This is a genomic window from Cupriavidus pampae, from assembly GCF_914271485.1.
Taxonomy (GTDB): Bacteria; Pseudomonadota; Gammaproteobacteria; order Burkholderiales; family Burkholderiaceae; genus Cupriavidus; species Cupriavidus pampae.
Map to the genome: position 1 here is coordinate 116,642 of NZ_CAJZAG010000009.1, position 13,169 is coordinate 129,810.

Consider the following 13,169-nt stretch of genomic DNA (forward strand, 5'->3'; position numbering starts at 1 on the left):
ACTTTCGATCCCGCTTCCGTTGAAATCCATATGCTTGAAGAACTCAAGGCATTCGTCGCCGTCGTCGATCACACTTCGCTCACTAAAGCAGCGGAAAGGCTTTACCTAACCCAGTCGGCAGTCTCGCGTCGTGTCCAGCAGTTGGAGGAAATGCTTGGAACGACCTTGCTCGACAGATCAACCCGACCGCCAAGCGTTACCGCGGTCGGGCGACGCGTCTACCAATCGGGGGCGACGATTATTCGTGATCTCGACCGTCTCTTGAGCATCCCCAAGGATGACGAGGAGCCGAGTGGTACGTTCCGAATCGGCTTGCCGCAGGTCATTGCGGACGTCGCATTATTCGAGATCGCGTTGCGCCTGAAAACGAGCTTTCCTCGACTTGCGCTCCGGTGTCGCGCCGAATGGAGCACGACCCTGCAACAGGCCGTGTCGAACGGTGATCTCGACGCGGCGATACTGATGCTGCCGACAGGCAGTGTGCCCATTGGCGGCATGGAGGCTAAGCATATCGCCAGGTTCGACGTCCTGATCGTACAGAGCAGAGAAAAACCCCTCGTGCCGAGCCAGGCGAGCATCGCCGAGCTTGCTGAACACGAGTGGGTCTTGAATCCGCAAGGCTGCGGCTATCGAGCCTTGCTTCAACAAGCCATGGAAGCCGTCGGCAAGCAGATGAACCTCGGGATCGACGTGCATGGCACCGCGACACAACTTCGTCTGGTAGCGGCGGGAATGGGGTTAGGCCTGGCGCCTCGAAGCCTGCTGGCGGCCAGCAGCCATTTGTCAGAGCTATCGGTGGTGGATGTCAGCGACTTTTCGCTTGTGTTCGACCTGTGGCTGGCCCACGCAAAAACGCTCGGCAATCTCACCAAAGCCCTCGATGTTCTTCACGATGCGCTCATAGACCCCGTGCAGCCAGCATAGAGCGCATCGCCCCCCATCTGATCAGACCGGCAGTCCCTTGGCGCGCAGCGTCGCATCGAATCGCTCGGGGTCGGCGGTGCCCGTGCGATTGGTCTCGCGGATCTTGGCCTCGCGCTCGAGGTGCGCATGCGTGCGGCGTAGTACGTCTTCGGCCTCCGCTGCGGGCACCGCGATCACGCCATCGGCATCGCCGATGATCAGGTCACCCGGCAGGACCGCCATGCCGGCACAGGAAATCGGTATGTTGATCTCGCCGGGACCGTCCTTGCTTGGGCCACGATGCGTGTGGCCACGCGCGAAAATCGGCATGCCCTCCTCGGCCCATTCGAGCAGGTCGCGCACGGCACCGTCGATGACCAGACCGCCAAGCTGCTTCGCGATGCAGGTGGTGCGCATCAGCCCGCCCACCAGCGCCTGCGTCACGTCAGCGCCGCCGTCGATCACGAGCACATCGCCGGGCTGCACCATCATCAGCGCCTTGTGGATCATCAGGTTGTCACCGGGGCGCACGCGTACGGTAACAGCCGGGCCACACAGCACAGTATCGAGACGCGCGTGGTACTGGCGGAGTCCGTAGGTGCCGACGTTGCGGCTCATCGCGTCGCCGATGGCGGCAACGGGCATGGTGCGGAATGCGTCGACGATGTCGGCAGCGGGACCATCGGCGCGCGGATTGATGCGGTAACCCGCAGGCCACTGAACGGATTGGGTAGTCATGGCAGTTATCTCAACACTTCACAAGCCGCGCGCAGTCGCGCAATACCTGCCTCGAGCTTCTCCATCGAGGTGGCGAACGAAATCCGGAAGAATGGCGACACACCATAGGCGCCGCCCTGCAGCACCGCGAGGTTCTGCGCCTCGAGCAAATACATTACGAAGTCTTCGTCGGTTTCGATCCGCTGCCCCGTGGGCGTGACCTTGCCGATGACTTCCGCGCACGACGGAAACACGTAGAACGCGCCTTCCGGCGAATGGCAGCGGATACCCGGAATGCGGTTGAGCTGACTCACCACGGCGTCGCGACGCGTCTGGAAGATGCGCGTGCGTTCGGCGATAAAGTCCTGCGGGCCGCTGAGCGCTTCCAGCGCCGCAGCCTGGCTGATCGAGGACGGATTGGACGTGCTCTGCGACTGCAGCTTCACCATCGCCTTCACCAGCGCGGCCGGCGCGCCGCCGTAGCCGATGCGCCAGCCGGTCATCGCATACGCCTTGGAGACTCCATTGATGGTCAGCGTGCGTTCCTTGAGCGCGGGTTCCACCTGCGCGATCGTGGCGAACTTGCGGCCGTCGTACAGGATGTGCTCATAGATATCGTCGGTCATCACCCACACGTGCGGATGCCGCATCAGCACCTCTGCCAGCGCCTTCAGTTCATCGTGCGAATAGGCGGCGCCGCTCGGATTGTTCGGCGCGTTAAGCACAAGCCAGCGCGTGCGCGGCGTGATTGCGCGCTCGAGGTCTTCCGGCGCGAGCTTGAAACCGTTCCCGGGCAGGCAGTCGACGAACACAGGCTTGCCTTCGGCCAGTAGCACGATATCCGGATACGACACCCAGTACGGCGTCGGCACGATGACTTCGTCACCCTCTTCCACCGTGCACATGAAAGCGTTGAAGATAATCTGCTTGCCGCCGGTGCCAACGATCAGTTCGTTGGGCGCATAGTCGAGCTGGTTGTCGCGACGAAACTTCTCGGCGATGGCCGCGCGCAATTCAGGCGTGCCACCCACGTCGGTGTACTTGGTCTGCGATCTGGACATCGCCCGCGCGGCCGCTTCGCAGATATGCGCGGGCGTGTCGAAGTCCGGCTCCCCGGAGGTCAGGCCGATGATGTCGCGGCCGGCGGCGCGCAGTTCACGTGCGCGTTGCCCTGCCATGGAACTCGGCGACGGCTTGATGCGGTTCAGGCGTGCTGCAATGAGGCTCATGATGGTCGTCAGGGGTGAGATGTCAGGTAGGTTCGCTGAATTTGCGGTGGCGGCGCAGGTAGGGCACGAGGCCGCCGGCTTCGCGGATGGTCAGCACGATGTCCGGCACGGGCTCGCACGGAATCACGCGGCGCTCGTCGGCACCGACGCGCAACTCCGCGCTCGCGCCGAGCAGGTGGAGCGCCACGGTCTCGCCTTCGCGCACGCTTTCGCACAGGTCTTCGGTCGGGGCGGTGATCAGCAGCAGGCCGTTGTTGACCGCATTGCGCCAGTACGTACGCGCGAAGCTTCTGGCCACCACCACGCGAATGCCGGCGGCCAGCACCGTGGTGACGGCCACTTCCATCGCCGAGCCGCAGCCGAAGTTGTGGCCTGCGACAAGGATGTCGCCGTCCTGCACGGAACCGGCGAAGCCGGGGTCGAGATCCTCGAGCAGGTAGCGGCGCAGCACATCGGGGTCGAGACTGTCTTTCTTGCGGCTCGACGAGATGATGTAGTCGGTATTGATGTCATCGCCGAGCAGACGCGCGCGCCCAGGAATGACCGTGAGGCTGCCGGCGGACGAGGACAGGGAAGAATCCATGATTACTGTTTGGTCTCGCGCGGATCGGTCAAGCGGCCAGTGACGGCCGCGGTGGCGCATGCGCGGGGCGAGGCAAGATAGATCTGCGCCTGGCGATTGCCCATGCGGCCCTTGAAATTGCGATTGGCGGTGGACAGCACGCGTTCTCCGTCGGCCGGCACGCTGCCGCAGGTACCGCAGCATGAGCCGCAACCAGGGGGCTGCAGTTCGGCACCGAGCGTTTGGAATTCGGCGAGCATGCCGGACTCCTCGAGCTCGGCCTGGATGGCCGCGGAGGCCGGCGTGACGATCAGCCGCACACCCGCTGCCACGCCCCCGCCCTGCCGCAGCACGTCGAGCGCCTCGCGGTAGTCCTTGGTACGACCACCGGTGCAGGTGCCGAGGTACACCATGTCGATCTTCGTGTTGCCGGCAGCGTTGATATCGACGACGTTGTCCACGCGATGCGGCAGCGCTACCTGCGGCGCGATGGCGTCGAGGTTGAACGTCAGCGTCCGCACGTAGACCGCATCGGCATCGGCCGCCGCGGGCTCGAACGGTGCATCGGTGCGCGTGGCAAGCCATGCGCCAGTGCAGGTGTCATACGGGAACAGGCCCGCCTTGGCACCCATCTCCACCGACATGTTGGCCAGCACGATGCGATCGTCCATATCCAGCGTGGCCACACCGGGACCGGCGAACTCCAGCGCCAGATAGTTGGCACCCCCCGCGCCGAGCCGGCGCGCCATCGTCAACGCGAGATCCTTGGCCGATGCGTACGGCGGCAGCTTGCCCATCAGCACCACGCGGATCGTTCCCGGCACCTTGAGCCAGATCTGGCCGCATTGCAGGATGCCCGCGAAATCAGACGAACCGATGCCCGAGCCGAACGCGTTGAGCGCGCCATACGACACCGCATGCGAATCGGCGCCCAGCGCAAGCTGGCCCGGCAACACGCGGCCGCGTTCGAGCATCAGCTGGTGGCCGATGCCCTCCCCGACCTCATATACGCATACGCCGTGCGCCTGCGCATAGTCGCGCGCCCGGGCCTGAAGAGCCAGTGCGCGCGCGCCTGAGACTGGGCCGTAATGATCGAGCGCGAAGACGAGGCGGTCGGCATGTGCCGGCGCCGGCAGTGTGCCGTCCTCCTGCATGTCGCGGAAATAGTCGAGCGCCATCGGGATGGACCCGTCGGTACCCATTGCCGCATCGGGTTCGCAGATCGCGAGGTCGCCGGCGTACACGGTCTTGCCGGCGGCGCGCGAGAGCAGCTTCTCGGCGAGGGTCTGGCCACGCATCGAGCCAGGCTGTAAAGCAATAGACATGGGGTGCTCAGCTTGCTCAGTTCAGCTTGATATCGGCGGTCTTGATGACCGCGCCCCACTTGTCATGCTCCACCTGAATCAGCTTCGCAAAGTCTTCCGGCGTGCCGCCCACCGGCTCCACTCCCAGCTGCACGAGCTTGGACTTGACGTCGTCGGACTTGAGGATCTGATCGATGGCGCGATTGAGCTTCATCACAATCGGACGGGGCGTGCCCGCCGGTGCCACCACGCCACTCCACGAGAGCGACTCGTAACCTTTGACGCCCGCTTCGTCGAGCGTCGGGACGTTCGGCAGGCCCGGAATGCGCTTGCGGCTGGTTACCGCCAGCGCGCGCAGCTTGCCTTGCTGGACAAAGCCGATCGACGACGGCGCGTTGTCGAACAGCATCGACACATTGCCGCCGAGCAGATCGGTCAGCGCGGCGGAGCTGCCCTTGTATGGCACATGCAGCAGGTTCAGGCTGGTCATCGACTTGAACAGCTCACCGGAAAGATGCGTCGAGCTGCCGGGGCCCGACGAGGCGAAGCTCAGCGAGCCCGGCTTGCTCTTGGCAAGCGAGACCAGCGACGCAACGTCCTTTACCGGCAGGCCCGGCGCGACCACGAGAATGTTGGCGTTCTCCGTGGCATAGGCCACCGGCACGAAATCCTTCTGCGCGTTGTAGTTGAGCTTGCCGTACAGATGGTCGTTGATCGACAGGATGCCGGTGGCGCCCATCAGCAGCGTATAGCCGTCCGCCGGCGACTTGGCCACCAGCTCGGCGCCGATGTTGCCGCTGGCGCCGGCACGGTTGTCCACCACGAACGGTTGCTTGAACTGGGCCTGCAGCTTTTCGGCGAGGATACGCGCCACCACGTCGGTGGAGCCGCCTGCCGCAAACGGCACGACGATGCGTACCGCCTTGTCGGGATAGGTATCCTCGGGGCCGGCATGCGCGAGGATCGGCAGCGTGGCAAGGAGAACTGCGGCAACACCAGTGAGCGTCTTCATGGGGGTCCTGGACAAGCGGTTGGAATGATTCGGCTTCGCCACGCAGGTATGGGCAGACAGTGGCTGTGGAGCACAGTCTAGAGACGGCCATTTGTCTGGACAAACGAATTTTTCCGACCCACTATTACGAAATTCCGATAAATCCAGACCGGGCACTCCCCCTGCCCCGCTCCGCCGATGCGTCACAACGTCACCCTCAAGCAACTGCGCTGCTTTCTTGCCGTGGCCGAGACCGGCTCGTTCACGGTGGCGGCCGGCCGTCTGTGCATGACCCAATCCGCGCTGACGGCCACCATCCAGCAGATGGAAGAAGCGGTCGGCCTCAGGATGTTCGACCGCACCACGCGTCGCGTGATGCTGACCGACCACGCCGGGCGCTTTATGGCGGAGGCCGAACGCGTGGTGAATGGCTTCGATAGTGCGGTGTCGGATCTGCTGGCGCTGGCTCAGGGTGAGCGCGGCCATATCCGCATCGGGGCGGCCTCGTCGGTCATCAGCCAGTTTCTGGTGCCGGCGCTGCCCCACTTCCGCGAGGCCTATCCCGAAATCACGATCTCGCTGCGCAATCCGGCGGCGCAGCAAACGGAGCGGCTGGTGCTGGAGGGTGAGGTCGACTTCGCCATCGACAGCAAGTACCGCGGTCACGAGGATCTCGACTACACACCGCTGGTGCGCGACTGCTATGGCGTGGTGTGTCATCGCGACTCGCCGGTGGCGGCGCTGGACCGTCCGGTGACGTGGGCCGATCTGACCCGTAGTCACGATGCGCCCACCCATGCCCGCTATGTCGGCTTCTCCGCCGACACGGGCATCGGGCAGTTTCTGCGTACCAACGCCGCGCACTGGCCCGTGCTCGGCGGCGAGCATGACGAAGTGGAGAGCACCACGTATCTGTTCGCGATGCTCGCACGGGGCAACTATTACTCCGTGCTGCCCGCATTGGCCTACGAGCGCAACGAGTTCGCCAGCCTGACCTTTCGCGAACTGCACGAGCCCCGGCTATCACGCGAGCTGTGCGTGATCACGCGGCCATTGCGCTCCCTGTCCCCAAGTGCGCAGCGGCTCCTCGGCATCCTGCGCGCCACGCTGGCCGCGCAGGCGATGCCAAGCGGCGTGTCGCTGCTTGTGGCGGATGAGTGATCACGCTTTATCCGCCAACGCCTTCACCAGCCCGTCGAACACCACTCGCACGCGCTTCGGTACCGGGCCGCGTTGCGGGCGGTAGACGCACAGGTCCCACGGCTCCGGCGCAAACGCCTGCAACACCGGCACCAGCTCGCCAGCGGCAATATGCGTGTCCGCCAGAAAGCCGGCGATCTGACCGAAGGCCAGCCCTGATAACACCGCATCGCGCTCGGCTTCGGAGTCGTTACTGGTAAAGGCGGGCCGCGTCGGCGTGAAGTGCTGACCGCCCTTGAACAACCAGGGCCACGCGCGCCCGGTCGTCACGTCATGCATGATCGTCGTGGGCAGCGACTCCAGATCACGCACTTGCCCGGGCATTCCCACTCTGTCGATCAATGCCGGCGTGCCCACCACGTGGAACGCGTACTTCGCCACCTTGCGTGCGACAAAGCGGCTGTCTCGCAGCAGGCCGAAACGCACGCCGATATCGATGCGCTCGTCGATGACATGCGCGGGCACATCGCTCAGGTTCAGATCTATGCGTAGCCCTGGATGCTGCATGGCGATATCGGCCAGCACCGGCAGCATGCCAATGCGGCCCAACGCCTTGGGCGCGGTCAGGTGCACGACCCCTTCGAATTCAGAGCTTTGCCGGCTACCTTGCGGCGCGAACAGCGTATCGACCTGTCGCAGACTATCCCCGGCCCGACTGGCCAGTTGCTCTCCGAACTCGGTGATGCGGATCTTGCGGGTATTGCGGTGGAACAGCATTTCGCCCTGAAGGCGCTCCAGTTCCTGAATCGCGCGCGTCACCGCCTGCGGCGAAATGCCGAGCTGAATCGCGGCCTGCTTGAAGCTGCCGGTTTCCGCCGCGGCCACGAAGATACGGAGCATTTCGAGTCGATTGAGCATGATGAGATCGATTCCATTTTCTGGAATTATGAAATCTCAACGTTTCCATTTCAAGAAATAGTCGCGCCGCCAATACTAGGCTCCATCGCAACGATGATTCTCGAAGGAGCTGAACATGAGCAACAACATCGCAGGAAAAGTGGTCGTTATCACCGGCGCCAGCAGCGGCCTTGGCGAAGCCACCGCGCGGCATCTGTCCGCGCTCGGCGCGACCGTCGTGCTTGCCGCTCGCCGTGTGGAACGGCTGGCGAGCATCGCCGAGGAAATCCGCGCGGCCGGCGGCAAGGTCGAGGTGGTGCCGACCGATGTCACGAACCAGGCCGATGTGCGCAAGCTGATCGACACCTCCGTGCAGTCCTTCGGCAAGGTCGATGTGCTGATCAACAATGCCGGCCTGATGTCGATTGCCCCGCTGAGCGAGACTAAGGTCGACGAATGGGATCGCATGATCGACATCAATATCAAGGGCGTGCTGTACGGCATCGCCGCGGCGCTACCCGTGTTCCAGAAGCAGGGCCACGGCCACTTCATCAATATCGCCTCGGTGGCCGGCGTCAAGGTCTTCAGCCCGGGTGGCACGGTCTACAGCGGCACCAAGTTCGCGGTGCGCGCGATTTCCGAAGGCCTGCGGCATGAAGTGGGCGCATCGATTCGCACGACCACGATCGAACCCGGCGCGGTGGACTCCGAACTCCAGCATGGCAGCTCCCATGAGGAGAGCGCGAGCTTCGTGAAGGACTTCTACAAGCTCGCGATCCCGTCGGCCACCGTGGCCCGCGCCATTGCCTTTGCCATCGAGCAACCGGCCGATGTCGATATCAACGAGATCGTGCTGCGCCCGACCGCGCAAGAGTTCTAAGCGGGGTTTGCGGCCCCGGGGGAGCTCGCCTTCCCGGGGGCCGGCGTGCAATTGCTAAATCCCGCCCTGCGTCGCTTAACCCCACCGCCCACGTCGGAGCCATTCTGGCTCCTGATGAGGTGAACAGGCAGGCAACGTGAAGAATCCCAATGGGGGGTCATCTCCCGAGCGCTTCGTACGCGCGCGACTCGAACGTCTGATTGGCGCGGTCGAAGTGCTTGGCCTGGTGGTCATCGGACTGGCCACCATCCTGGCGATGTCGCAGGAAGGATGGAAGATCATTGGGCAGGGCGAGGTGTCGATCACCGACCTGCTGCTGATGTTCCTCTATCTGGAGGTGCTTGCCATGGTCGGCAGATACCTCAGGCTCGGCGAATTGCCCGTGCGCTTTCCGCTGTATATCGCGATGGTGTCATTGGCCCGGGATCTGATCCTTCGCTTCAACGAAGCCACCGAATATCACGTGCTGGCACTCTGTGCAGGCATCCTGATGCTGGCATGTGGCGTACTGGTCCTGCGATACAGCCAGACGCGCTTTCCGCTTGCGGACGACAAGGACGCCGGAAGCGCGGACCAGAGCGGGCCTTAGCCAACGCATAAAGCCGCGCCTCCGTCATTTATCGATCGACAAATAAGATCGCCATCAGGTTAACTACTGCCCCGCCGGGGCTTGGCGTTTTTGTTGCACGCCACTATATTTATCACGCGATCACTAATCGATTGATAAATTAAGGAGGCAACCATGGCGATCACCCGACTGGCCCACTATTCGATCCGCACGACCGACCTCGAGCGGTCATGCGCGTTCTACGAGCGCGTGCTTGGATTCCGGCGCGGCTACCGGCCGCCGTTCAATTTTCCCGGCGCGTGGCTCTACCTCGGGGAGGATGAAACAGACTTCGGCACGGTCCACATCATTGGCGTGGACGCCAATGACAGCACGGGATTGGCTGAGTACCTCGGCGACCGTGGCATGCCCGCGTCCGGCACCGGCACGCTCGACCACATTGCGTTCCTCGCCACGGGCGTGGAGAGCATGTGGGCACGCCTGCGGGCGGAAGGCGTCGCGTGGCGCGATCGGACGGTGCCGAGCCTTGGCCTGCATCAGGTCTTTATCGAAGACCCGTCGGGCGTGACGATCGAACTGAATTACCCTGCCGCCGAAGTAGCGGGGCTCACGCCGCCGAATGTCGCTGGAGCCGCAGCATGACCACGACCACCCGACCCACCACTCCCGGTCGCGCAATCGTCGTCGGCGGCTCGCTCGGCGGTCTGTTTGCCGCCAATATGCTGGCGCGCGACGGCTGGGACGTCGAAGTCTTCGAGCGCACGCCCGAGGCCCTGACCGGCCGGGGTGCCGGCATCGTGACCCATCCCGAACTGTTCGAGGCGCTCGCCGCGGCGGGCATCACCGTCGATGACAGCATCGGCGTACAGGTGGATGCGCGCGTCACGCTGTCGCGCGACGGCGCCCTGCTCTCGTCGCGCCAGCTGCCACAAACGCTGACCGCGTGGGGCAAGATGTATGACGTGCTGCGCCGTGGCTACCACGGCGGCTATCGTACCGGCGCCGTGGTTGCACGCGTTGATAGCGATGCCGCGCGCGCCACGGTGACGCTGCAGGACGGCACCCAGCACCACGCCGACATGGTGATCGCCGCCGACGGCTTTCGCTCATGCGTGCGTGCGCAGCTGCTACCCGAGGTCGGGCTTCAATATGCGGGGTATATCGCCTGGCGCGGCCTGGTTGAAGAAGCCCGGCTCTCACCACGCACGCATGCCGATATTTTCGACAAATTCGCGTTCTGCCTGCCGCCGCGCGAGCAGATTCTTGGCTATCCGGTCGCGGGCGAAGGCAACAGCGTCGTGCCGGGCCAAAGACGCTATAACTTCGTGTGGTACCGCGCCACGCGCGAGGCAGACCAATTGCCCGATCTGCTGACCGATGCCACGGGCATTCATTGGGCGCACGGCATTCCGCCGGGCCTGATCCGCCGTGACGTACTCGCCGATATGGAGGACGCGGCCACCGCGTTGCTCGCGCCGCAGTTTGCCGAGGTGGTCGCATGCGCCGCGCAGCCGCTGTTTCAGCCTATCTACGACCTTGCCGTGCCGCGCATGGCCTTTGGCCGCGTGGCGCTGCTCGGCGATGCCGCGTTTGTCGCGCGTCCGCATTGCGGCATGGGCGTGACCAAGGCCGCCGGCGACGCGCTGGCGCTCGTTCATGCCCTGCGCGAAGCCGGCACCGTCGCCGACGGGCTTGCCGTCTATGACGCGGCGCGCGTCCCAAGCGGCCACGCGATCGTCGAACATGCGCGCCATCTTGGCGCCTATATGCAGGCGCAGCTCAAGAGCGATACCGACCGCGAGATGGCGGAGCGCTATCGCACGCCAGAAGCCGTGATGCGCGAGACCGCGATCTCGCGCCGCTTCTGACCCGCCCAGCTTTTGATCCACGTTACATGGACGGAGACAAACCATGACCCATACCGCCCCCACGCTATCGGCGCACGCGTCGCATGCGCGCGATGCCGCGCCGCTCCCGCTGACGCCGCACCCGATGCTCGGCCAGCCCGCGTTCGAACGCCTGCATCGCGCGCGACGCCGCTTCTCGTGGGCACTCACGGCCGCGATGCTGACGATCTACTTCGGCTACATCCTCACCCTCGCCTTCCGTCCCGCGTGGCTGGCGATTCCGGTCGCGCCCGGCCATCCCACCACGATCGGCATCCCGATCGGCTTTGGCATGTTCGTCATCACGTTCGCGCTCGTGGCGCTCTACGTGCACCGCACCAATACCGTATACGACCGCGAGATCGCGGCCATTCGCGCAGGAGCGCAATCATGAACCGCTTCGTCAGACTCGCCGCCGTGCTCGCAGCCGGCGCCGCCGTACCCACGTTCGCGCTCGCCGCCAATGCGCCCGTGGGCCAGGGTCTCAATGGCATCGCCATCGGCATGTTTCTGGTGTTCGTGATCGCCACGCTCGGCATCACGCGCTGGGCCGCGCGTCGCAATCACAGCGTGGCCGATCACTACGCGGCCGGCGGCAAGATCACGGCGATGCAGAACGGCTGGGCGATTGCTGGCGACTATATGTCGGCCGCCTCCCTGCTTGGCATCTCCGCGCTGGTGTTCACCAGCGGCTACGATGGCCTGATCTACTCGATCGGCTTTCTGGCGAGTTGGCCAATCATCCTGTTCCTGATTGCCGAACCGTTACGCAACCTCGGGCGCTACACGCTTGCGGATGTGCTGTCATACCGGTTGCGTCAACGCCCGATCCGCGCGTTCTCCGCCTCCAGTTCGATCGTGATCGTGCTGCTATACCTGGTCTCTCAAATGGTGGGCGCGGGCAAGCTGGTCGAGTTGCTGTTCGGCTTCAGCTACACGTCCGCGGTACTGATCGTCGGCGTGCTGATGGTGGTGTACGTGTTCTTTGGCGGCATGCTCGCCACCACGTGGATCCAGATCATCAAGGCGGTAATGCTGCTGGCCGGCGCCGCGTTTATGGCGTTTATGGTGCTGAGCCGCTTCGGCTTCAGCCTGGACAACCTGTTCTCGCAAGCCATCGCCGCGCATGCCAGGGCGGACGCGATCATGCGGCCCGGTGGTTTGGTCTCCGACCCGGTCTCGGCTGTCTCTCTCGGCCTCGCGCTGATCTTCGGTACCGCCGGCCTGCCCCATATCCTGATGCGCTTCTTTACGGTGCGCGACGTCAAGGCCGCACGCAAGAGCGTGCTGTACGCCACCGGCATCGTCGGCACCGGCTATGCGCTGATTATCGTGATCGGCTTCGGCACGATCGCGCTGGTCGCCAACGATCCGCTGTATCACGATGGGGCGGGCAAGGTGATTGGCGGCGTGAACATGGTCGCAGTGCATCTTGCGCATGCGGTGGGCGGCAATGTGTTCCTCGGCTTTATCTGCGCGGTCGCGTTTTCGACGATCCTCGCCGTGGTCGCGGGACTGACGCTGGCCGGTGCCTCGGCGGTGTCGCACGATCTGTATGCCACCGTGCTGCGCGGCGGTCAGGCGAGCGATCGCGATGAGATGCGGGTATCCCGCATGACCACGCTGGTGCTCGGCGTGCTGTCGATCCTGCTGGGCATCCTGTTCGAAAAGCAGACCATTGCGTTTATCGTGAGCCTGACGTTCTCGATCGCGGCCAGCTCCAATTTCCCGGTGCTGTTGCTGTCGATCTACTGGCGTGGCCTGACGACGCGCGGCGCCGTGGCCGGCGGCACGCTGGGACTGGTCACGGCCGTGGTGCTGACCGTGCTGAGCCCGACCGTCTGGGTGCAGGTGCTGGGCCACGCTTCGGCCATCTATCCGTACGAATATCCGGCGCTGTTCTCGATGGCGGTCGCGTTCATCGGCATCTACGTGTTCTCGGTCACGGATCGCTCGGCGCGTGGCGCATGGGAGCGCCAGGCATTCCAGAACCAGCGCGTGGATTGCGAACTCGGCAAGCTCGTGACCCCGGGCAATGAGGGACTGTAGAATCCGGTCATTCGCTTCCCATCGCCAGAGGTCATACCCCATG

General features: G+C 64.3%; 14 protein-coding genes. 8 read left to right on the plus strand and 6 right to left on the minus strand.

Going from position 1 to position 13,169, the window contains the following annotated elements:
* The first annotated feature begins 30 nt into the window (after nucleotides 1-30).
* Entirely contained in the window at nucleotides 31-924 is an 894-nt protein-coding gene (locus LDO41_RS22715; RefSeq protein WP_223992299.1) for a LysR family transcriptional regulator, read from the plus strand.
* A 21-nt stretch (nucleotides 925-945) separates the two neighbouring features.
* Here the strand turns inward: LDO41_RS22715 and LDO41_RS22720 are convergent, their stop codons facing one another.
* The 5 genes from LDO41_RS22720 to LDO41_RS22740 are packed head-to-tail and all read right to left on the minus strand — an operon-like array spanning nucleotide 946 to nucleotide 5,727.
* Nucleotides 946-1,641 carry an RraA family protein gene (locus tag LDO41_RS22720; protein WP_223992300.1) on the minus strand — a complete coding sequence of 232 codons (696 nt, stop codon included), beginning with the start codon at nucleotides 1,639-1,641 and terminating at the stop codon, nucleotides 946-948.
* A gap of 5 nt (nucleotides 1,642-1,646) precedes the next feature.
* Complete coding sequence (locus tag LDO41_RS22725) at nucleotides 1,647-2,849, minus strand: aspartate transaminase (RefSeq protein WP_223992302.1); 1,203 nt, start codon at nucleotides 2,847-2,849, stop codon at nucleotides 1,647-1,649.
* Nucleotides 2,850-2,871: 22 nt separating this feature from the next.
* Nucleotides 2,872-3,432 (minus strand): LeuD/DmdB family oxidoreductase small subunit, encoded by a 561-nt coding sequence (locus LDO41_RS22730; RefSeq protein WP_223992304.1) that lies wholly within the window; start codon nucleotides 3,430-3,432, stop codon nucleotides 2,872-2,874.
* 2 nt (nucleotides 3,433-3,434) lie between these two features.
* Nucleotides 3,435-4,736, minus strand: coding sequence for a 3-isopropylmalate dehydratase large subunit (locus tag LDO41_RS22735; RefSeq protein ID WP_223992306.1), 1,302 nt, complete (start codon nucleotides 4,734-4,736; stop codon nucleotides 3,435-3,437).
* Nucleotides 4,737-4,752: 16 nt separating this feature from the next.
* Nucleotides 4,753-5,727 (minus strand): Bug family tripartite tricarboxylate transporter substrate binding protein, encoded by a 975-nt coding sequence (locus tag LDO41_RS22740; protein WP_223992307.1) that lies wholly within the window; start codon nucleotides 5,725-5,727, stop codon nucleotides 4,753-4,755.
* Between the two features lie 177 nt (nucleotides 5,728-5,904).
* Between LDO41_RS22740 and LDO41_RS22745 the strand changes: the two genes are divergently transcribed.
* Entirely contained in the window at nucleotides 5,905-6,867 is a 963-nt protein-coding gene (locus LDO41_RS22745) for a LysR family transcriptional regulator (protein ID WP_223992312.1), read from the plus strand.
* Here LDO41_RS22745 and LDO41_RS22750 read toward each other — a convergent pair whose 3' ends face one another.
* Nucleotides 6,868-7,764, minus strand: coding sequence for a LysR family transcriptional regulator (locus LDO41_RS22750; protein ID WP_223992313.1), 897 nt, complete (start codon nucleotides 7,762-7,764; stop codon nucleotides 6,868-6,870).
* Between the two features lie 115 nt (nucleotides 7,765-7,879).
* Here LDO41_RS22750 and LDO41_RS22755 point away from each other — a divergent pair, with 115 nt between their 5' ends.
* The 6 genes from LDO41_RS22755 to LDO41_RS22780 all read left to right on the plus strand — a co-directional run bounded on the left by LDO41_RS22755 (nucleotide 7,880) and on the right by LDO41_RS22780 (nucleotide 13,126).
* Nucleotides 7,880-8,623: an SDR family oxidoreductase gene (locus LDO41_RS22755; protein WP_223992314.1), complete on the plus strand. Its 744-nt coding sequence runs from the start codon at nucleotides 7,880-7,882 to the stop codon at nucleotides 8,621-8,623.
* A 136-nt stretch (nucleotides 8,624-8,759) separates the two neighbouring features.
* Nucleotides 8,760-9,212: a phosphate-starvation-inducible protein PsiE gene (locus tag LDO41_RS22760; RefSeq protein WP_223992316.1), complete on the plus strand. Its 453-nt coding sequence runs from the start codon at nucleotides 8,760-8,762 to the stop codon at nucleotides 9,210-9,212.
* 153 nt (nucleotides 9,213-9,365) lie between these two features.
* The gene (locus LDO41_RS22765; RefSeq protein ID WP_223992317.1) at nucleotides 9,366-9,833 is read left to right on the plus strand and encodes a VOC family protein; all 468 of its coding nucleotides are present in this window, start codon (nucleotides 9,366-9,368) and stop codon (nucleotides 9,831-9,833) included.
* The gene (locus LDO41_RS22770) at nucleotides 9,830-11,059 is read left to right on the plus strand and encodes an FAD binding domain-containing protein (protein ID WP_223992318.1); all 1,230 of its coding nucleotides are present in this window, start codon (nucleotides 9,830-9,832) and stop codon (nucleotides 11,057-11,059) included. The genes LDO41_RS22765 and LDO41_RS22770 overlap by 4 nt, the downstream gene beginning before the upstream one ends.
* Before the next feature lie 43 nt (nucleotides 11,060-11,102).
* Nucleotides 11,103-11,471 carry a DUF485 domain-containing protein gene (locus LDO41_RS22775; protein ID WP_223992319.1) on the plus strand — a complete coding sequence of 123 codons (369 nt, stop codon included), beginning with the start codon at nucleotides 11,103-11,105 and terminating at the stop codon, nucleotides 11,469-11,471.
* A complete protein-coding gene (locus tag LDO41_RS22780; protein ID WP_223992320.1) occupies nucleotides 11,468-13,126 on the plus strand; it encodes a cation acetate symporter in 1,659 nt (552 codons plus the stop codon). Before LDO41_RS22775 ends, LDO41_RS22780 begins: the two co-directional genes overlap by 4 nt.
* Nucleotides 13,127-13,169: the final 43 nt, after the last annotated feature.